The 19,658-nt window shown below is 58.1% G+C and carries 15 protein-coding genes; 8 read left to right on the top strand and 7 right to left on the bottom strand.

Features of this window, described 5'->3' with window-relative positions; translation table 11 throughout:
- Positions 1-145 precede the first annotated feature (145 nt).
- From BJF97_RS03820 to BJF97_RS03800, 5 genes are all read left to right on the top strand, one after another.
- Positions 146-1,018 (top strand): carbohydrate ABC transporter permease, encoded by an 873-nt coding sequence (locus BJF97_RS03820; RefSeq protein ID WP_004128303.1) that lies wholly within the window; start codon positions 146-148, stop codon positions 1,016-1,018.
- Positions 1,008-1,895: a carbohydrate ABC transporter permease gene (locus BJF97_RS03815; RefSeq protein WP_032694864.1), complete on the top strand. Its 888-nt coding sequence runs from the start codon at positions 1,008-1,010 to the stop codon at positions 1,893-1,895. Before BJF97_RS03820 ends, BJF97_RS03815 begins: the two co-directional genes overlap by 11 nt.
- A 10-nt stretch (positions 1,896-1,905) precedes the next feature.
- Positions 1,906-2,730: a phosphodiesterase gene (locus BJF97_RS03810; protein ID WP_032694863.1), complete on the top strand. Its 825-nt coding sequence runs from the start codon at positions 1,906-1,908 to the stop codon at positions 2,728-2,730.
- A 5-nt stretch (positions 2,731-2,735) separates the two neighbouring features.
- Positions 2,736-3,806 carry an ABC transporter ATP-binding protein gene (locus tag BJF97_RS03805; protein ID WP_032694862.1) on the top strand — a complete coding sequence of 357 codons (1,071 nt, stop codon included), beginning with the start codon at positions 2,736-2,738 and terminating at the stop codon, positions 3,804-3,806.
- 199 nt (positions 3,807-4,005) lie between these two features.
- Positions 4,006-5,316 carry an ABC transporter substrate-binding protein gene (locus BJF97_RS03800; RefSeq protein ID WP_032694861.1) on the top strand — a complete coding sequence of 437 codons (1,311 nt, stop codon included), beginning with the start codon at positions 4,006-4,008 and terminating at the stop codon, positions 5,314-5,316.
- Between the two features lie 176 nt (positions 5,317-5,492).
- Here BJF97_RS03800 and BJF97_RS03795 read toward each other — a convergent pair whose 3' ends face one another.
- The 5 genes from BJF97_RS03795 to iolD all read right to left on the bottom strand — a co-directional run bounded on the left by BJF97_RS03795 (position 5,493) and on the right by iolD (position 12,014).
- The gene (locus BJF97_RS03795; RefSeq protein ID WP_014227683.1) at positions 5,493-6,992 is read right to left on the bottom strand and encodes a sugar porter family MFS transporter; all 1,500 of its coding nucleotides are present in this window, start codon (positions 6,990-6,992) and stop codon (positions 5,493-5,495) included.
- Between the two features lie 168 nt (positions 6,993-7,160).
- Entirely contained in the window at positions 7,161-8,060 is a 900-nt protein-coding gene (gene iolE / locus BJF97_RS03790) for a myo-inosose-2 dehydratase (protein WP_004098147.1), read from the bottom strand.
- Between the two features lie 25 nt (positions 8,061-8,085).
- The gene (locus BJF97_RS03785; protein WP_004098146.1) at positions 8,086-8,970 is read right to left on the bottom strand and encodes a sugar phosphate isomerase/epimerase family protein; all 885 of its coding nucleotides are present in this window, start codon (positions 8,968-8,970) and stop codon (positions 8,086-8,088) included.
- A 41-nt stretch (positions 8,971-9,011) separates the two neighbouring features.
- Positions 9,012-10,025 carry a Gfo/Idh/MocA family protein gene (locus BJF97_RS03780; RefSeq protein WP_004098145.1) on the bottom strand — a complete coding sequence of 338 codons (1,014 nt, stop codon included), beginning with the start codon at positions 10,023-10,025 and terminating at the stop codon, positions 9,012-9,014.
- Between the two features lie 48 nt (positions 10,026-10,073).
- Positions 10,074-12,014 carry a 3D-(3,5/4)-trihydroxycyclohexane-1,2-dione acylhydrolase (decyclizing) gene (gene iolD / locus BJF97_RS03775; protein WP_014227682.1) on the bottom strand — a complete coding sequence of 647 codons (1,941 nt, stop codon included), beginning with the start codon at positions 12,012-12,014 and terminating at the stop codon, positions 10,074-10,076.
- A gap of 525 nt (positions 12,015-12,539) precedes the next feature.
- Between iolD and BJF97_RS03770 the strand changes: the two genes are divergently transcribed.
- A complete protein-coding gene (locus BJF97_RS03770; RefSeq protein WP_014227681.1) occupies positions 12,540-14,453 on the top strand; it encodes a bifunctional 5-dehydro-2-deoxygluconokinase/5-dehydro-2-deoxyphosphogluconate aldolase in 1,914 nt (637 codons plus the stop codon).
- A gap of 151 nt (positions 14,454-14,604) precedes the next feature.
- Positions 14,605-15,462 carry a MurR/RpiR family transcriptional regulator gene (locus tag BJF97_RS03765; RefSeq protein WP_004098142.1) on the top strand — a complete coding sequence of 286 codons (858 nt, stop codon included), beginning with the start codon at positions 14,605-14,607 and terminating at the stop codon, positions 15,460-15,462.
- A 664-nt stretch (positions 15,463-16,126) separates the two neighbouring features.
- Here BJF97_RS03765 and iolB read toward each other — a convergent pair.
- Positions 16,127-16,936, bottom strand: a complete 810-nt coding sequence (gene iolB / locus BJF97_RS03760) for a 5-deoxy-glucuronate isomerase (RefSeq protein WP_014227680.1) — start codon at positions 16,934-16,936, stop codon at positions 16,127-16,129.
- A gap of 18 nt (positions 16,937-16,954) precedes the next feature.
- Complete coding sequence (locus tag BJF97_RS03755; protein WP_014837226.1) at positions 16,955-18,460, bottom strand: CoA-acylating methylmalonate-semialdehyde dehydrogenase; 1,506 nt, start codon at positions 18,458-18,460, stop codon at positions 16,955-16,957.
- 361 nt (positions 18,461-18,821) lie between these two features.
- Between BJF97_RS03755 and BJF97_RS03750 the strand changes: the two genes are divergently transcribed.
- The gene (locus tag BJF97_RS03750; protein WP_032695177.1) at positions 18,822-19,643 is read left to right on the top strand and encodes a TIM barrel protein; all 822 of its coding nucleotides are present in this window, start codon (positions 18,822-18,824) and stop codon (positions 19,641-19,643) included.
- The last annotated feature ends 15 nt before the right edge of the window (positions 19,644-19,658 follow it).

Genomic DNA, 19,658 nt, shown 5'->3' with positions numbered 1-19,658 from the left:
CACTGACCGGGGTGATGCCGGGCGGCCCATCTGCCCGGCGCTTGTTTCCCTGGTCATTAAACCGTCATCTCCCCGCCATACGTTTGCAGTCAATCCTTCTCACAATCCGGGCTTCTACAAACGCCTGAATGAGACGTCCGCCACCATGAGAAAAACCTGGCTTCCCTGGCTGATACTGTCGCCTTCCCTGCTGTTTTTATTACTGTTTACCTGGTTTCCCCTCGGGCGATCGGTCTATGACAGCCTGTTCGATACCCGCATGGTCAGCGACGGCGGCCAGTATGTCGGGCTGGAGAACTTTAGTCGTCTGTTCGCCGACAGCGTCTTCTGGCAGTCGCTGGTGAATAACCTGCTTTATATCCTGCTGACGGTGGTACCGGGCGTAACGCTCGCCCTGCTGCTGGCGGTCGCCCTGACCGAGAATCACCGCGTCAACCGCTGGCTGCGCACCGCGTTCTTTTTCCCGATGATTATCCCGATGGTCAGCGCCGCCGCGCTGTGGCTGTTTATCTTTATGCCCGGACTTGGGCTGCTCGACCACTATCTGGCGAAGCTGTTCGGCCCGATGAACAACAACTGGCTGGGGCGCAGCAATAGCGCGCTGCTGGCGCTGGCGCTGATTGGCGTGTGGAAGTTCGCCGGTTACTACATGCTGTTTTTCCTCGCCGGGCTGCAAAGCATTCCGGCCTCCACGCGCGAAGCGGCGATAATGGAAGGCGCCACCCGCACGCAGGTGTTCTTTAAGGTCACGCTGCCGCTGCTGCGCCCGACCCTGAGCTTTGTAATAACCACGGCGCTGATCTACTCCATCACCCAGATCGACCACGTGGCGGTGATGACCCGCGGCGGGCCGGATAACGCCACGACCGTGCTGCTCTACTACATCCAGAACCTCGCCTGGGACACCCATGATTTAGGTAAAGCTTCCGCCGCCACCTTCCTGACGCTGGCCGGGCTGTTTGCTTTCTCGCTGATTAACCTCAAACTGCTGGAGAAAGGAGCGCACTATGAGCGCTGAAATCTCGCCGCTGGCGCTGCGATCGCACAGCGCATCGCGCCCGCTCTGGCTGCGCCTGCGCCGCTCGCAGCCCTTTACGCTCACGGTATTAATGTGCTGCCTGGCGCTGTTGTGGATGAGCCCGTTTTTATGGATGCTGGCGACCTCGTTTAGCGCCACGACCTTCGGCGAGGATATGGCCTCCCTGCTGCCCCGTATGCCGCTGACGCTGGATAACTTCCGCGATGCCTGGGCCAGCGCCGACTGGCTGAGCCTCTACGCCAACACCCTTATCTTCACCTTCGGCACCTTCTTCGTGCAGCTGTTGACCATCACCACCGCCGGCTACGTCTTCGCCTGCCACGAGTTCCGCGGCAAGAAGACGCTGTTCCTGATGTTCCTCGTCCAGCTGATGATCATGCCGGTGGTGATGATGGTGCCGAACATGCTGACCCTGAAAACCTTCGGCCTGCTCAACACCCTCACCGGGGTAATGATGCCCTACTTCACCTCGGCGTTCGGCGTGTTCCTGATGCGTCAGGCGTTTCTGTCCATCCCCAAAGAGCTGGAAGAGGCGGCGCTGATGGAGGGCTGTCGCTGGTGGCAGGTGCTGTTCCGCGTGCTGCTGCCGATGTCCTGGCCGTCGGTGCTGGCCTTCGCCACCGTCAGCATTACCTACCACTGGAACGAGTATCTGTGGCCGCTGATGATGCTGAACGACCCGGACAAACAGGTGCTGACCGTGGGGCTGGTCTCGTTCGCCATGGGCGCAGAATCCGGCGGCCAGTGGGGCATCATCGGCGCCGGCACGCTGATGGTCTGCCTGCCGCTGATGCTGGCGTTCATCCTCTTCCAGAAACAGTTCCTGCGAAGCTTCGGCTTCTCCGGGATCAAATAAGGAGCTCTTCATGCTGTTAGCGCAAATTTCCGATACCCATTTCCGCAGCCGCGGCCAGAAGCTGTACGGCTTTATTGACGTCAACGCCGCCAATGCCGACGTCGTCTCCCAGCTGAACGCCCTGCAGGAGCGTCCGGACGCGGTGGTGGTGAGCGGCGATATCGTCAACTGCGGCCGCCCGGAAGAGTATGAGGTCGCCCGCCAGATCCTCGGCAGCCTGAACTATCCGCTGTATCTCATTCCCGGCAACCACGACGATAAAACGCTGTTTCTGGAATACCTGCATCCGCTGTGCCCGCAGCTCGGCCGCGACGCGCAAAACATGCACTACGCGGTAGACGATTTTGCCACTCGCCTGCTGTTTATCGACTCCAGCCGGGCGGGTACGTCGAAAGGCTGGCTGACCGAGGAAACCATCAAGTGGCTGGAAGCCCAGCTGTTTGATGGCGGCGATAAACCGGCGACGGTGTTTATGCATCATCCGCCGCTGCCGCTGGGCAACGCGCAGATGGACCCTATCGCCTGCGAAAACGGCCATCGTCTGCTGGCGTTGGTTGAGCGTTTCCCGTCGCTGACGCGCATTTTCTGCGGCCATAACCACAGCCTGACCATGACCCAGTATCGCCAGGCCATCATCTCCACCATCCCGGGAACCGTCCACCAGGTGCCCTATTTTCATGAAGATACCCGTCCGTATTACGACCTCTCTCCGGCGTCGTGCCTGATGCATCGCCAGGTCGACGAGCAGTGGGTGAGCTATCAGCATCCTCTGTCCCACTACGCCGGACCGTGGATGTACGACGAAAATATCAGCTGCCCAACGGAAGATTGCTAAACGCCATGCTTAGTCTGCAAAACATCAGTAAACAGTTTGACGGTAAACCGGCCCTCAGCGCCCTGTCGCTGGATATTCGCGAAGGGGAATTCGTGGTGCTGGTGGGTCCGTCCGGCTGCGGTAAAAGCACCCTGCTGCGCCTGCTCGCCGGGCTGGAGCCGGTCAGCGAGGGGGAGATCTGGCTGCACGATGAGAACATCACCGAGATGTCGCCCAGAGAGCGCAACTTCGCGATGATCTTCCAGAACTATGCGCTGTTTCCACACCTGTCGGTGCGCGACAACATCACCTTCGGCATGAAGGTGCGCAAAGAGGAGAAGACCAGCTGGCAGCCGCGGGTGGATAAAGTCGCGCAGATGCTGCAGCTGGATACCCTGCTCGATCGCAAACCGGCGAAGCTCTCCGGCGGCCAGCGGCAGCGGGTGGCGATGGCGCGGGCGATTGTGCGCAATCCGCGCCTGTTCCTGATGGATGAGCCGCTCTCCAACCTCGACGCCCGCCTGCGTAGCGAAGTGCGCGACAGCATTATGGATCTCCACCAGCAGCTCAGAACCAGCACCGTCTACGTCACCCATGACCAGACGGAAGCGATGTCGATGGCCGACCGCATCGTGGTGATGAACGGCGGCCACGTACAGCAGGTCGGGCGACCGGAGTATCTGTACGCCAACCCGGCCAACCTGTTTGTCGCCGGGTTTATCGGATCTCCGGCGATGAATCTGCTCTCACTGCCCTGCGCTGATGGTGAGGTATTACTGGGTGAGCTGCGCTATCCGCTGCCGCCGCGCTACCGTGAAGAATCCCGGGTGTGGTTAGGCATTCGCCCGGAACATATCAGCGACCGCGTGGAGGAGAGCCATCTGCGCCTGCCCGCCACCGTGCTGCAACGAGAACTGATGGGAGCCGATTATTTGCTCCACGTCAGCACCCCCATCGGCACCTTACGCTTTAGTCGTCGCCATCGCGGCGCGGTGCCGGAGAAAGGCGATTCGCTGATCCTCGGCTTTTCACCTGCCGATGTGCATCTTTTTCATGCTGAGAAACAGCATAATTTAGCGCCGGTACATCAGGCGTAATTGTTGCAGTCAGTTTGGACACGGACAGCGCGGAAGAACCGGAGCGTACGTGTAGTACGTGAGGATGATTCGCTACGCTCCCCCTTCGGGCCACCCTGGAGGGTGTTCAAAACTCTACGAGTTTTGTCTGAGCACTGCCCAGGGCCAAACTGGCAAATAAAATAGCCTGTGGACAGGTGCTTACTGATGGAGACAAACTATGTTTAAACCTCTCACCGCTCTCGCGGTTGGGCTCAGCCTTGCCCTGAGCGGCGCGGCGCTGGCGAAAGAGAAGATCGACTTCATGTTTCCGGCGCCGGTGGACGGCAAGCTGACCATGGAGATGACCCGCGTCATTAAGCAATTCAACGAGTCGCAGCAGGATGTCGAAGTGCGCGGGATCTTTACCGGCAACTACGACACCACCAAGATCAAAGCCGAATCGGCGCAGAAGGCCGGGCAGCCGCCCGCGCTGGTGATTATGTCCGCTAACTTCACCACCGATCTGGCGCTGAAGGATGAGATCCTGCCGATGGACGAGCTGTTCCAGTATGGCGATCAAAAAGCGGGGGATTTCCTGGTGAAGGCCTTCTGGCCCGCAATGCATAAAAACGCCCAGGTGATGGGCACCACCTATGCGATCCCGTTCCATAACTCGACGCCGATCCTCTACTACAACAAAACGATGTTCGATCGGGCCGGGCTCAAACAGCCGCCGCAAACCTGGGCCGAGCTGCTGGCGGACGCCAGAAAGCTGACCGACGAAAGCAAAGGCCAGTGGGGGATCATGCTGCCGTCGACCAACGATGATTACGGCGGCTGGATCTTCTCGGCGCTGGTGCGCGCCAACGGCGGAAAATACTTTAACGAGGACTATCCGGGCGAAGTCTATTACAACACGCCAACCACCATCGGCGCCCTGCGCTTCTGGCAGAACCTGGTCTATAAAGACAAAGTCATGCCTTCCGGCGTGCTGAATTCGAAACAGATCGGCGCCAGCTTCTTCTCCGGCAAAGTCGGGATGGCGATGCTGAGCACCGGCGCGCTGGGCTTTATGCGCGAGAACAGCAAAGATTTTGAGCTGGGCGTGGCGATGCTGCCGGCCAAAGAGCAGCGCGCGGTACCGATCGGCGGCGCCAGCCTGGTGAGCTTCAAGGGCATCAACGACGCGCAGAAAAAAGCGGCGTATCAGTTCCTGACGTATCTGGTGAGCCCGCAGGTCAACGGCGCCTGGAGCCGCTTTACCGGCTACTTCTCCCCGCGTAAGGCCGCCTACGATACGCCGGAAATGAAGGCGTATCTGCAGCAGGATCCGCGCGCGGCTATCGCCCTCGAACAGCTGAAGTATGCCCATCCGTGGTACTCCACTTGGGAGACCGTTGCCGTGCGTAAAGCGATGGAAAACCAGCTGGCCGCGGTGGTCAACGATGCCAAAGTCACCCCGGAAGCCGCGGTGCAGGCGGCGCAGAAGGAGGCCGATGCGCTGATGAAGCCCTACGTCGATAAGACCGCGCTGGCGGAAGTGAAGTAGGCCTTTCCCTCACTATCCCCGCAGATAGCTGAGGTATCTTCTGCAATACCGTACGGAAGCAGTGTGCCCCCTCCCCCTTTTCAAGGGGAGGGGATCGTTCGATACGGCTCGTTAGCCCGGACCGTGCAGACCGCTGAGCACCGCTCCAGCATTGCAGATACCGTTGGCAATCAGCGTTACACTTTATCCGCCTGCGATTCAGCCATTATTCGCCGGGCCCTGGCGGCCTGCCCTTCTTCACTGGTGTCCAGCTTATCCCGCAGATAGTGCTCGATTTGTTCAAGACTACGGTGGCGGGTTTCCGGTACGCATTTAATTACGAATATCGCGCCAAATACGCCAATACCGGCGAAGATAAAGAAGGTGCCTGAAAGCCCTAACCACGCCAGCAGTATCGGGAAGAACAGGGAGATCAGGAAGTTGGCAATCCACATTGAAAATACCGCCCCCCCCATAAAAATACCGCGCAGGCGGGTTGGAAATATTTCCGACATGAGCAGCCAGGTCACTGGCGATAGCGCCCCCTGCTGAAAGCTCAGAAACAGTAACATCCCTGCCAGAACCATATAGGCGCGCAGCGCATCAGGCTGGCCGTTAACCGTCTCCGGCAGCAGATAGCTGACCGCACCGATAAAGACCAGGCAAGCGGTGCAGCCAAACTGACCAATCATGGTCATCGGGCGACGGCCAATTTTGCCAAGCATCCAGATGCCAACGAATGTCATCAATACGGAGACTACGCCGTTGGCGATAGTGGCAAACAGCGCGGCATTATCAGTCATACCAACCGAGGTCAGCACCGTGGGGGCATAGTACATAATGGTATTTACACCGGTAAGCTGTTGGATAACCGCTATACCAATACCGATCATAAACAGCTTGAACAACCACGGGGTCATAATCTCGCTGAACCGGGGCTTACCGAGATTGCGCTGCTCATCCAGCGTTTCGGTGATCTCCAGCAGCTCCCACTCAACATCATCTTTATGCCGGGTGCGCTCAAGCACGCGACGGGCTTCCGCCAGGCGCCCTTTCATCGCGTACCAGCGCGGTGAATCCGGCATAAACATCATGCCAAACCAGAGCAGCACGGCGGGTAGCGTCGCCACCGCCAGCATCCAGCGCCAGGTGCTTTCCCCGCCCCAGACTTCATGGAACGTGGCATTAGAAATATAGGCCAGCAGCTGACCGGATACGATCATCAGCTCCTGCAAAGTAACCAGCTGTCCGCGCTTATTCGCGGGAGCTATCTCGGCAATATAGACCGGTACGGTGGCCGCCGCCCCGCCGACCGCCACGCCGAGAATAAGGCGAAAGAAAATCATCCAGTTAACGTCCGGCGCCATAGAGGTGCCTATCGCGCCGATGGCAAAAAGCACCGCCAGCCACAGAATAATTTTCTTTCTGCCCGCTGCATTCGCCAGATTGCCAGAAAGCAGCGCGCCAAAGGCGGCGCCGAATAGCAGCGAGCTGGTGACCAGACCGGTGGTAAAGGGAGTAAGATGAAGCTCGGTGCCCATAAAGAGTAAGGCACCGGAAATCACCCCGGTATCATAGCCAAAAAGTAAACCGCCAAGCGTCGCGATCAGGGCGACAACTTTTACAAAGGGCGTTGTCGGGGTCTCGCTATTCGGTCCCGACGCTTTATTGAGTGTAAGATATTGTTCCTTAGACATAATAGACTCCAGTAACCCGCCTTGTTTGAGGGAAGATTTGCTCTAGTCTGAATGCAGAGGCTGAGGCCTCACCGACGTGTTGTTTTCGTTCTACGTCTTGAGCTACTGCTGAGTGATGGGGTAAAAAAAGCAGGCCATACGACGTATGGCCTGAAAATAAAACAACGATTAGATTCCTGCCGTCTCGCGGATATATTTGCGCGCTTTTACGGCGTATTCGAATGGGTTGGCCAGCGCCGGATCCTGCTCGGCCTCAACCACCATCCAGCCTTTATAACCATGCTCGTCCAGCAGCTTGAACACCGGACGGAAATCAATGACGCCGTCGCCCGGCACGGTGAAGGTCCCCTTCTTCACGCCGTCCAGGAAGGAGAGCCCTTCGCGACGCACTTGCTCGATCACCGGCGGACGCACGTCTTTCAGGTGCACGTGGTTAATGCGCGGCAGATATTTTTTCAGAATCGCCAGCATCGGCTCTTCGCCGCCTTCGGAATACCAGGCGTGTCCGGTGTCGTAGAGCAGGAAGACTTTGTCATCCACCAGCGACATAAACTTGTCGATCTCTGCCGTCGTCTGGATACCGGTGCCCATATGGTGGTGCAGACAAACCTGCATGCCCTTTTCCGCCGCCAGGCGACCGAGGGTGTTATAGCCTTCCGCCACCCGCTGCCACTCTTCTTCGCTAAAGCACGGTTTCGCATTCTCCAGGATGGGCTTTTCCAGCCCCTGGATGCTACCGCTCTGCTCAGAGCAGCCGATCACTTTCGCGCCCATAGCATGCAGGAAATTCATGTGGTTAACGAATTCATCAATGGTCTTTTCCCGCTGGCCGTTAGCAAAAAAGGTGCTGAACCAGGCGTTGCAAATCTGAATGCCGCGGATATCCAGCATCGGCTTGAGAACCGCCGGATCGCGTGGATATTTGCTGCCGACTTCGCTGCCGGTAAAGCCCGCCAGCGCCATTTCGCTGACGATTTGCTGGAAAGTATTCTCGCTGCCCAGCTCCGGCATATCGTCGTTAGTCCAGCCAATCGGGGCGATAGCCAGTTTTACGTTATCTTTGTTCATAGTAGGGGGCTCCTGCCGCTGCGCCTTACCGGCGCAGCAATTCACGTTCGATGAGTTCACGGGTTTCCACTGCCTGGTATTTCATTTTTTCCGGGTAGCCGAACAGCGAGGTGGCCACAATCGGCTCACCGCCGACCTTGAAGGTCTGCTCGGCAAATTTCATATCGCGCAGGGTGCGGAACAGCGCGTCGAAATCAACATCCCCTTCTCCGACGCCCACGTGCTGGTGAACGACGGCATCTACGCCCGGTGGGTTAACAATATAGCGGCAGTGTTTTGTATGGTTGCGGGTATCCGCGATCAGCACATGGGAGAGATCGCTTCCCGCGTAGCGCAGCATCTTCTCAACGTCGCCCACGCCTTTGTCATAGAAGAAGGTGTGCGGGACGCTGTAAACGTACTTAACGTTATCGCTGCGGAACGACTTCACGATATCGACGGTTTCGTTGTTCTCTTCGCAGAAGTCCCACGGATGTGCCTGAATTTCAACGCGGATGCCTTCGCGCTCAAAAATTGGCAGCAGCTCTTCCATGGAGCGATAGAACATCTCATCGCAAATCTCCGGCTGGTTAGGATCGCCGGAGAACTCGGTGTTGATCACCTGTACACCCATTTCAACCGCGATTTCGATCAGCCGTTTCCAGTTTTTTACTGCCGCCTGACGGCGCAGCTCATCCGGACCGGACCAGCGGTAGACGCAGATAAACGAGGAGAGCTCCACGCCGGTATCGCGCAGCGCCTGCTTGTACTCAGCCATAATTTCCCGGCTGGCGCGCGGGTGCTTGTAGAACGGGTTGATCTGCGGGTGCGGCGATTGCTCAATGTACTTGTAGCCCCACTCCGCCACCTGATGGACCATTCGGGTTACCCCGAGGTCTTTAATGACATCAACGTCAAAAGCAATTTTCATCGTCGTTACCTGTGCAAAGAAGTTCCGTCAGCAAAGCGGGATTAACGTTTGTAGAATGCCGGGCATTCCGGCAGCGTCACCTCAACCGGCTCGCTGGTTTCCTGGGCTTTGATACAGGCGTCGGCAGCAACGGACGCCGCGTAGCCATCCCACGCCGATGGGCCGTGCAGCTGGCCGGCCTGAACATCATTGATAAAGGCCTGTAGTTCAACGTCATACGCTTTGATAAAGCGATCCTTCCAGTCGGTCAGGATAGCGGTCGACAGGTTAGCGGCTTTGCGCATCTGCACAGCCGACGGCTCAGGCAGGCGGGCAATCCCGGTTTCCCCTACCACTTCACACTGGATGTCGTAGCCGTACTGGCAGTTCACGAAGACTTCCACGTCGATCAGCGTGCCTTTTTTGGTTTCAAACGACACGATCTGCGGGTCTTTCAGGCGCGCGTGGGTGTGGGACGTGGAGCGCGGGAAGCGCACCTGCACGGAAACATAGTCGTCATTCAGCAGCCAGCGCAGAACGTCCAGTTCGTGAATCAGGGTGTTGGTGATCGCCATGTTGGTGATGTAATCCTCACCCACCGACTGGTTGCGGTGCGCGCAGCGCAGCATCAGCGGCGCGCCGATATCGCCGTCATCGATCACTTTTTTCAGCGCCAGATAGCCTTCGTCGTAAGGGCGCATAAATCCAACCTGCACCAGGCGGCGACCGGCCTTCATTTCCGCATCAACGATGCGGCGGCAGCCTTCCGCGCTCATCGCCAGCGGCTTCTCGCAGAACACCGGCTTCCCGGCGGCGATGGCGGCCAGGGTGTACTCTTCGTGGGTGGGGTCCCATGAGGTGACCAGAATAGCGTCCACGTCGCTGGCCTTAATCACGTCATGACCGTCGGCGTACACTTCGGCGTGCACGCCCGGCAGCGCAACCGCGGCGCGGGCGTTCTCTTCGTTGATATCCGAAACCGCCACTACCGTGGCTCCCTGCAGTACCTGAGTGCAACGACGGATATGCTCTTTACCGATAGCGCCGGCACCGATGACACCTAATTTGAGTGACATAGTTGGTTTTCTCCCGAGATTTGTAGGGTTCAGGGTTTGTGTTCTGTTTTAGTAATCCCGCGCCTGAGCGCGTTTTTCATTGATCATTTGCGCCACCTTGCGGATCCGCTCGGAGAGCGCAGACTGCGCGACGCCGACGTTCCACCAGCTGCCGTATTTGTGCACCATGGTTTTCGGCAGCACTTTAATGTCTATCAGGGTGCTGACGGTTTCGCGGCGTGCGGCGTCCAGCGCGTGGCGTAGTTCTTCTAGCGTCGTGACGCGCCAGGTTTTGCAGCCGTAGCCGGCAGCGACGGTGGCGAAATCTACCGGCACCAGGCCGCCCTGCAGCTGGCCCGATTCGGCGCAGCGGAAGCGGAACTCGGTGCCGAAGCTGTCCATACCGTGCTCCATCTGCAGGTTGTTAATGCAGCCGTTGGCCATGTTGTCGAGCAGCACGATGTTGATCTTCGCGCGCTCCTGCAGGGAGGTCACCAGCTCGGAGTGCAGCATCATGAACGAGCCGTCGCCGACCAGCGAATAGACCTCGCTTTGCGGTTGGGCTAACTTCACGCCCAGCGCGGCGCTGACTTCGTACCCCATGCAGGAGTAGCCGTATTCCACGTGATAGGTGTTGGTGGCCCGGTTGCGCCAGACGCGCTGCAGGTCTCCCGGCAGGCTACCCGCCGCCGCCACAATCACCGCATCCGCCGGCAGCGTTTCGTTGAGTACGCCAAGGACGCTGCTTTGCGTCAGGGTGGAGTCGGTTATCTGACGAAATTCGCGATACACCGATTCCCGATCCAGATGGTCGTCGATTTCCGGGACGAAAGCGGTTTCCTGCCACACCGCCTGGTAAACGCGCTGGGTCTCTTTCAGCTGGCGGCTCTGTACGCTTTCAATCTGCTCGCCCCAGCCAGCCTGCCAGGATTCGCCGGACAGGGCGTCATCGAGGGCGGTGAGGGCTTCGCGGGCATCCGCCAGCATCGGAATCCCATCCAGCTTCCAGGCGTCGAAGTTGCTGACGTTAATATTGAGGAAGCGCACGCCCGGGTGCTGGAAAATCCATTTTGACGAGGTGGTGAAATCGCTGAAACGCGTGCCGAGACCGATGACCAGATCCGCCTCTTTCGCCAGCAGGTTCGCCGCCAGGCAGCCGGTTTCGCCGACGCCGCCCACGTTATACGGATGCGAAGAGACAACGCTGCCTTTACCCGCCTGGGTTTCGGCAAACGGCACGCCGTAGCGCTCGGCAAAACGGGTCAACGCCTCGCCGGCGCCGGAGTATTTCACCCCGCCGCCGCAAACGATCAGCGGCTTACGGCTGGCTTTAATCGCCGCCACGGCATCCGCCAGCTGCGCGGCGCTGGCCGGACGGCGATCAAGGCGGTGTACCCGGCGGGTAAAGAAGGATTCCGGATAATCCCAGGCTTCGCCCTGGACATCCTGCGGCAGACAGAGCGTGACCGCACCGGTTTCCGCCGGGTCGGTCAATACGCGCATGGCGTTGATGCAGGCGCTCATCAGCTGTTCCGGACGGGTGATGCGATCCCAGTATTTACTCACCGCGCGAAACGCGTCGTTAGTGGTAATGCTGAGATCGTGGCTCTGTTCGATTTGCTGCAGCACCGGGTCAGGCTGGCGGGTCGCAAACACATCGCCCGGCAGCAGCAGCAGCGGGATGCGGTTGGCGGTCGCGGTGGCGGCAGCGGTAATCATGTTCGCCGCGCCGGGGCCAATGGAGGAGGTGCAGGCAATAATCTGACGACGCAGGGACTGTCTGGCAAAACCGGTGGCGACATGCGCCATCCCTTGCTCGTTACGCCCCTGATAGACCCGCATTTCACCGCTATCTTGTTCAAGGGCCTGACCCATTCCCAGCACGTTGCCGTGGCCAAAGATAGCAAAGATGCCTTTGACGAACTTATGCTCTTCGCCATCGACTTCCAGGTACTGGTTATCCAGGAACTTCACCAGCGCCTGCGCCATTGTCAGTCTCAGTTTGCCCATGTTGCCCAATCCTTATTGTTCAGTATTTGCGTGTGGGTTCGCGTTTTGCCCTGCCCAGCGATACAGCGATGAGTCAGGGAAATCGTTAACGTCACTGGAATACTTCTGGATTATAGGCAAACATTTTTTTCATTAAATAGAAATACAGAAGAAATATTTCATTTTGCGAGAGCGATCAAACTCTCTATGCATTTCACCCGTTTCATTCGCATCCTGTATACGGGATAACGCGCAAATTACGCGGCCCACCTCTTAATATCCCCTTAAAAATCATAGGTAAAGACCGCATCTAAACGGACTCTGGTTCAACTTTCAGCCGCAGCCCAGGATCCGAGGCAGAATGAGGCTCAGCGCGGCATAGTGGTATATCCCTCACATTTTTGGTTTTTTAATTTCGATCTAGTTTGCAAATGAAATATTTATTTCTCAAACTAGAGATAACCAATAACCCTCAGGCTGTTTTCGGAGACGCTGTCGGTATCCCGACTCTTCCGTACAGCAGAAATGCAAAAGGAAACCCTAGCTATGAATGCAGCAGTAAAGCGACTCGACGTCATCTGTATTGGCCGGGTGGCAGTCGATCTCTATGCCCAGCAGATTGGCGCGAGGCTGGAAGATGTCGCCAGTTTTTCTAAATACCTGGGTGGCTCTTCCGGCAACGTCGCCTTCGGCACCGCCATTCAGGGATTAAAATCGGCAATGCTCGCTCGCGTGGGCGATGAGCATAATGGTCGTTTTCTACGCGAAACCCTGAGCCGCGCCGGCGTCGATACCGAATATCTGATCACCGATAAGCAGCGCCTGACGGCGTTAGTGATGCTGGGGATTAAAGATCAGGAGACGTTTCCGCTGATTTTTTACCGCGATAACTGCGCCGATATGGCCCTTTCGCCAGAAGATATTAAGGAAGAGTACATCGCCTCTTCCCGGGCGCTGGCGGTAACCGGCACCCACCTTTCGCACGCCAACACGCGCGAAGCGGTGCTGAAGGCGCTGGAGTACGCCCGCCGTCACGGCCTGCGTACCGCGCTGGATATAGACTATCGTCCGGTGCTTTGGGGGTTAACGTCTTTAGGCGACGGTGAAACGCGTTTCATTGAGTCCGGCCAGGTGACCAGCCAGCTGCAGGAAGTCCTGCATCTGTTCGATTTAGTGGTGGGGACAGAAGAGGAGTTTCATATTGCCGGCGGCAGCACCGATACCCTGACCGCGCTGAAAAACGTGCGTAACGCCACGAAAGCGACGCTGGTTTGCAAGCGCGGTCCGATGGGCTGCGTGGTGCTGGAAGGCGCTATTCCCGACAGCTGGGATAGCGTGCCGCTGCAGCAGGGCGTACGCGTAGACGTGCTTAACGTCCTGGGCGCGGGCGATGCCTTTATGTCCGGGCTGCTGCGCGGCTGGCTTAACGATGAAGGCTGGGAGCAGGCCTGCCGCTACGCTAACGCCTGCGGCGCGCTGGTGGTTTCACGCCACGGCTGCGCGCCCGCAATGCCGACCAAAGCCGAGCTTGACGACTATCTGTCGCGGGCAGAATCGGTGCCGCGTCCGGATATCGACGATCGTCTCAACCATCTCCATCGCGTCACCAGCCGCCGCCAGGCGTGGCCGGAGCTGTGCATTTTCGCCTTTGACCACCGTAAACAGCTGGCAGATCTGGCGTTGGAAACCGGGCGTGATGAATCCTGCATTCCGCAGCTGAAGCTGCTGCTGCTGGCGGCCGCGGAAGCCGCCGCAGACGAAGCCGGTCTTGACGGTCGCAGCGGCATCCTCGCCGATGGCACCTACGGCCAGCGCTCGCTCAATGCCATCACCGGCAAGGGCTGGTGGATTGGTCGACCGATTGAAATGCCGAGCTCGCGCCCGCTGCGTCTGGAACACGGCAACATCGGTTCCCAACTGATCGACTGGCCGCTGGAGCACGTGGTGAAATGCCTGGTCTTCTATCATCCGGCCGATCCGGCCGAGCTGCGCGCCGAACAGGATGCGCTGCTGCTGGAGGTCTGGCAGGCGTGCAACAAGTCCGGGCATGAGCTGCTGCTGGAAATCATCCTGCCGGAAAACGGCCCGGATAAAGATGAACGCCACTACCACGACATGCTGGAGCACTTCTATCAGCTGGGCATCCAGCCGGACTGGTGGAAGCTGCCGCCGCTGTCGAGCGCGGAATGGGAAAGGATTGGCAAACTGATCGCGCGCGAAGATAGCTGGTGCCGCGGGATCTTAATCCTCGGCCTGGACGCCCCTTCGGACCGTCTGCGCGCCGGTTTTGCCGAAGCGGCGAAGCATCCGATGATCAAAGGTTTTGCCGTAGGACGCACCATTTTTGGCCAGCCTTCACGGCGCTGGATGCAGGGAGAGCTCAGCGACGAGGCGCTGATTAACGAAGTGAAACGCAACTACCTCACGCTCATCGGCTACTGGCGAGAAGCCCGCGGCTGATTCCGCCCAGGCCCGCATCCTCTTCAGAAGATGCGGGCTTTTTTCTGGATCTTCGTGAAATGAATCGCGTATTTCATCGTAGTAAATGAAAAATTCGCTTCATTTGATACACTGGAAATTATATTCCTTTCATTTTCTCAGAGCGCAATCTATGGCCAATAATCCGACCCAACTTACCATCTTGCAGGATGAAATCAGGCGTCGCTACGACACGTTAAGCAAACGCCTGAAACAGGTAGCCCGCTATATTCTCGATAACAGCAATAGCGTGGCTTTCGACACCGTGGCCTCTATCGCGCAACAAGCTGACGTCCCCCCTTCCACGCTGATCCGCTTCGCTAACGCCTTTGGTTTTAGCGGCTTCAACGAAATGAAGCAGATGTTCAAGCAGCACCTGATGGAAGAGACGGCTAACTATACCGAGCGCGCGCGTCTGTTCCGCCAGACCACCACGGATGACGCAACCCCGCCGGAAACGCCGACCGAAATCCTGAATATGTTCACCATGGTCAATACCCAGGCGCTGCAGCAGCTGGCGATGCAGACCTCCGGCGACGATCTGCAGCGCGCGGTCGCGCTGCTGGCGGAAGCTGAGAATATCTACGTTATTGGCCTGCGCCGCTCCTTTAGCGTCGCCTCCTATCTGACCTACGCCCTGCGCCATCTGGACCGTAAAGCGTTCCTGATTGACGGTCTGGGCGGCATGTTTACCGAGCAGCTCAGCCTGGTCGGGCCGAAAGATGTCGTGGTGGCGGTGAGCTTCTCTCCGTATGCGCGGGAAGTGGTTGAACTGGTGGAGCTCGGCGCGCAGCGTAAAGCACGGCAGATAGCGATTACCGACAGCCAGGTCAGCCCGCTGGCGGCCTTCAGCGACGTCTGCTTTGTGGTGCGCGAGGCGCAGGTTGATGGTTTCCGCTCGCAGGTGGCCTCGCTGTGCCTGGCCCAAACGCTGGCGGTCTCGCTGGCGCTGAACAGCAGCAAAGATGCAGAGACGAAGCAGCTGGCTTAAGCTTTTCATTATTCCCGGATGGCGACGTAAACGTCTTATCCGGGCTACTTGTCCGCAGACGACGGTAAACCCGTAGCCCGGCTGAGCGCAGCGCGAGCCGGGGGTGCCGCTGGCTTAAGTTTTTCATGACTCCCGGATGGCGACGTAAACGTCTTATCCGGGCTACTTGTCCGCAGACGACGGTAAACCCGTAGCCCGGCTAAGCGCAGCGCGAGCCGGGGTGCAGCTGGCTTAAATTTTTCATACCTCCCGGATGGCGACGTAAACGTCTTACCCGGGCTACTTGTCCGCAGATGGCGGTAAACCCGTAGCCCGGCTAAGCGCAGCGCGAGCCGGGGTGCAGCTGGCTTAAGTTTTTCATGACTCCCGGATGGCGATGTACACGTCTTATCCGGGCTACTTGTCCGCAGACGACGGTAAACCCGTAGCCCGGCTAAGCGCAGCGCGAGCCGGGGTGCAGCTGGCTTAAATTTTTCATGCCTACGGATGGCGACATAAACGTCTTACCCGGGCTACTTGTCCGCAGACGATGGTAAACCCGTAGCCCGGCTAAGCGCAGCACGAGCCGGGGATGTGGCAGAATTGCGACGACGATCTTATTCGGGTAACAGGATCAAAAAGGCCGGCTAGCATGGCTAACCGGCCTTTTTATCCTCAACCGATGTTAATCGTGGCGGGGATAATCTGGGCTATTGATCCACGCGTGATCCTCTTCCCAGGTAAACATCCATTTGCGATCCGGGCCGGCCATCACGTTCAGATAGTAGCTGTCATATCCGGCAATCGCCGCCACCGGATGGTAGCCGCGCGGCACCATGACCACATCGTGGTTGTAGGGGGCCATGCATGCATCAAGGCTGCGGTCATCGGTATAGACGCGCTGGAAGGCAAAACCCTGCGGCGGATCGAAACGGTGATAGTAGGTCTCTTCCAGCTGGGTTTCCTGTCCCGGCAGCGCCGTGTCGTGCTTGTGCGACGGCCATGAGCTGGTCGCCCCTTCGTCAGTGTAAACCTCCACCACCAGCAGGCAGTCCGCCTGCGCGCTATCCGGCAGAATATTGTGCACCAGCCGCTGGTTACGCCCCTTACCGCGATGCTCTACGCCCACGTCCTGCGGGGAGATAACCCGTGCAGGGAAGGTTCCTTTACCCGGCGCGCTGCATACGGCCAGCTCGAGGTCAGAATCCGCCGTCACTTCGACTTTATCCTGCGGCGGCACGTAGACTGACCAGGGCGGCGTCCGCTCAAACGGCGACATACGCTGGCCGAGGTTCGGAAAATCCGCCTGCGTGGTTTTTACCGAAGCCAGGCCGGCAACCAGCACCAGGCACAGTTCGCGATCGCCGCTTTCCAGGGTGACGGTTTGCCCTTTCTTTAACATCCAGACATCAAAACCAATGTACTTCCACCCCGCGCTCTGCGGGGTGATGTGCTGAATCTGCCCTTCTTTTTTTGCTTTAGCCAGTAAAGACATGGCGCTCTCCTTCGCCGATTAGCCTAACGTCGGCATACTGAATTCAGATACGGTTTGCTGACCCTGCGGCCAGCGGACGGTGGCGGTTTTCATACGCGTATAGAAGCGCACGCCGTCCGGGCCATGGACGTTCAGTGCGCCGAATACGGAGCGTTTCCAGCCGCCAAAGCTATGGAAGGCCATGGGAACGGGTACCGGTACGTTGACCCCAACCATTCCGGCCTGGACATCATGGACAAATTCACGCGCGGTGTGGCCGTTGCTGGTAAAGACGGCGCTACCGTTGCCGAACTCATGGCTGTTCACCAGCTCCAGCGCGCTGTGGTAATCCGCCACGCGAACAATCCCCAGCACCGGGCCAAAAATCTCTTCGCGCCAGATAGTCATCTCCGGCGTGACGTTGTCGAACAGCGTTCCGCCGACGTAGTATCCCTCTTCAAACCCGGGCACCTGCGGCTTGCGTCCGTCAACCACCAGCGTCGCCCCCTCGCTGACCCCTTTATCAATATATCCCAGCACTTTTTTCTGATGGGTATCGGAGACGACCGGCCCCATTTCGTTCTCTTCTTTTCCGCGCATACAGCCCGGCCCAACCTTCAGGGATTCCACCAGCGGCTTCAGGCGCGCAATCAGTTTATCCGCCGTTTCATCACCCACGGCGACCACCACCGGCAGCGCCATGCAGCGCTCGCCCGCCGAGCCGAACGCGCCGCCCATAATGGCATTCACGGTGGCATCAAGATCGGCATCCGGCATCACAATCGCGTGGTTTTTCGCCGCGCCAAACGCCTGTACCCGCTTGCCATAAGCGCTGGCGGTTTTATAAATATGCTCCGCCACGCCGGAAGATCCGACAAAGCTTACCGCCGCGATCCGCGGGTCCCGGTATAGCTGCTCGGCATCTTCGTTGCTGCAGTGCACGACGTTAAAGACGCCATCCGGCAGACCCGCTTGTTTCAGCAATTCCGCCAGACGCACCGCGGCAGTAGGCGCCAGCGCTGGCGGCTTCAGGACAAAGCTGTTGCCGCAGGCCAGCGCCAGCGGGAACATCCACATCGGTACCATCGCCGGGAAGTTGAACGGCGTAATGCCCGCTACCACGCCCAGCGGCTGCATCAGAGAATAGCTATCAACCCCGGTGCCGACATCCGATGAGAACTCCCCTTTGATCAGGTGCGGAATACCGCAGGCAAACTCAACGACTTCCATGCCGCGCGTCAGCTCCCCCATCGCGTCGGAAAACACTTTACCGTGTTCGCTGACGATAATCCCCGCCAGCTCTTCAGCGTGCTGTTCCAGTAACATTTTAAAATTGAACATCACGCGGGCGCGGCGCAGCGGCGTGGTGCGCGACCAGCTTTCAAAAGCATCACGCGCCACCTGAATGGCGTCAGAGACTTCCTGCGCGGTCGATAACGTGACTTCGCGGACCACTTTGCCCGTCGCGGGGTCGAAAACCGGCATTGTTTTGCTGCTGCCGCTGGTAACGGTTTTCCCGCCAATAAAGTTTCCTGTGATAGTCATGCTCTCGCCTCATCTGTATGGGGTATCGGGGGCCAACGCAGTACGGCCCATTACAGGATCTGCTGTGCTGTAACCGTAGTAAAATGAAATTAATATTTCAATATTGATAGCTGGTGAAATTCTATTTTGGTGATGATGGTCGCAATTTCGTGTAAGAAATTGCCGGCTTGCGGACTAAAGCACGATAAAAAGAGTTGAGATTTAGCGCCACCTGCAACCCGTGCTCTTTAAAACGCAGCAGAAAAATATTTTGCGAGTCGGCTCAAAAAATCACCATTTCATACATTGCTAATTTTGGAATAAATGTTTTGACTATGAGGCATTCGAACGAATCCGATCCCTACATTTCTGGAGAGTCAAGATGGCTATTGCATCGCAACGTTTCTGCATCAACCGCAAGATCGCCCCGTCACTCAGCATTGAGGCCTTTTTCCGGCTGGTGAACGGCCTGGGGTTGAACAAAGTCGAGCTACGTAACGACCTCCCCAGCGGAAAAGTAACCGACGACCTGAGCCACCAGCAGGTGCGGGAGCTGGCTGACCGCTACCATATTGAGATCCTCACTATCAATGCGGTCTACCCCTTCAACTGCCGCACCGCAGAGGTTCGTAGCCTGACGGAGTCATTGCTGAAAGAAGCCAAAGCCGTTGGTGCCAAATCGCTGGTGCTGTGCCCGCTGAACGATGGTACCGAGGTTCCGGCGAGCGAAACCCTTAACGCCCTGCGTGACCTGGCGCCGCTATTCGCCTTCTACGGTATTCAGGGGCTGGTGGAGCCGCTCGGTTTCCCGCAGAGCTCGCTCCGCTCCTCGGCGCAGGCGCAAACGCTGATCCACGACGCGCGGGTGCCGTTTAAGCTGCTGATAGATACCTTCCATCATCATCTTTATCCGCAGGCGGAGCAGGAGTTTAACCAAGTGGATATTGGCGAAATCGGTCTGGTCCATCTTTCCGGCGTAGAGGATACCCGCCCGCGCGAAGCCCTTACCGACAATGAGCGCATCATGCTGACCGCAAAAGACCAGCTGCAAAGCTGCGAGCAGGTCAAAAACCTGGAGGCGCGCGGCTATCAGGGCGTGTATGCGTTCGAACCCTTCGCGCCGGAATTGGCAAACTGGAGCGAAGACGATATCCGCCGAGAAATCGAGCAGAGCATCGCGTTAATTCAGCGCCACTGCGCCTGACGTGAATAAGCGAGG

It is taken from the genome of Klebsiella sp. LTGPAF-6F (assembly GCF_001753185.1).
GTDB classification, from domain to species: Bacteria; Pseudomonadota; Gammaproteobacteria; order Enterobacterales; family Enterobacteriaceae; genus Klebsiella; species Klebsiella michiganensis.
This window is presented reverse-complemented; position numbering and strand designations above follow the sequence as displayed.

What these genes read in the sequence shown, in the direction of transcription:
- BJF97_RS03820 (WP_004128303.1), top strand. Translation starts at nt 146, where the DNA reads ATGAGAAAAACCTGGCTTCCCTGGCTGATACTGTCGCCTTCCCTGCTG.
- BJF97_RS03815 (WP_032694864.1), top strand. Translation starts at nt 1,008, where the DNA reads ATGAGCGCTGAAATCTCGCCGCTGGCGCTGCGATCGCACAGCGCATCG.
- BJF97_RS03810 (WP_032694863.1), top strand. Translation starts at nt 1,906, where the DNA reads ATGCTGTTAGCGCAAATTTCCGATACCCATTTCCGCAGCCGCGGCCAG.
- BJF97_RS03805 (WP_032694862.1), top strand. Translation starts at nt 2,736, where the DNA reads ATGCTTAGTCTGCAAAACATCAGTAAACAGTTTGACGGTAAACCGGCC.
- BJF97_RS03800 (WP_032694861.1), top strand. Translation starts at nt 4,006, where the DNA reads ATGTTTAAACCTCTCACCGCTCTCGCGGTTGGGCTCAGCCTTGCCCTG.
- BJF97_RS03795 (WP_014227683.1), bottom strand. Translation starts at nt 6,992, where the DNA reads ATGTCTAAGGAACAATATCTTACACTCAATAAAGCGTCGGGACCGAAT.
- iolE (WP_004098147.1), bottom strand. Translation starts at nt 8,060, where the DNA reads ATGAACAAAGATAACGTAAAACTGGCTATCGCCCCGATTGGCTGGACT.
- BJF97_RS03785 (WP_004098146.1), bottom strand. Translation starts at nt 8,970, where the DNA reads ATGAAAATTGCTTTTGACGTTGATGTCATTAAAGACCTCGGGGTAACC.
- BJF97_RS03780 (WP_004098145.1), bottom strand. Translation starts at nt 10,025, where the DNA reads ATGTCACTCAAATTAGGTGTCATCGGTGCCGGCGCTATCGGTAAAGAG.
- iolD (WP_014227682.1), bottom strand. Translation starts at nt 12,014, where the DNA reads ATGGGCAAACTGAGACTGACAATGGCGCAGGCGCTGGTGAAGTTCCTG.
- BJF97_RS03770 (WP_014227681.1), top strand. Translation starts at nt 12,540, where the DNA reads ATGAATGCAGCAGTAAAGCGACTCGACGTCATCTGTATTGGCCGGGTG.
- BJF97_RS03765 (WP_004098142.1), top strand. Translation starts at nt 14,605, where the DNA reads ATGGCCAATAATCCGACCCAACTTACCATCTTGCAGGATGAAATCAGG.
- iolB (WP_014227680.1), bottom strand. Translation starts at nt 16,936, where the DNA reads ATGTCTTTACTGGCTAAAGCAAAAAAAGAAGGGCAGATTCAGCACATC.
- BJF97_RS03755 (WP_014837226.1), bottom strand. Translation starts at nt 18,460, where the DNA reads ATGACTATCACAGGAAACTTTATTGGCGGGAAAACCGTTACCAGCGGC.
- BJF97_RS03750 (WP_032695177.1), top strand. Translation starts at nt 18,822, where the DNA reads ATGGCTATTGCATCGCAACGTTTCTGCATCAACCGCAAGATCGCCCCG.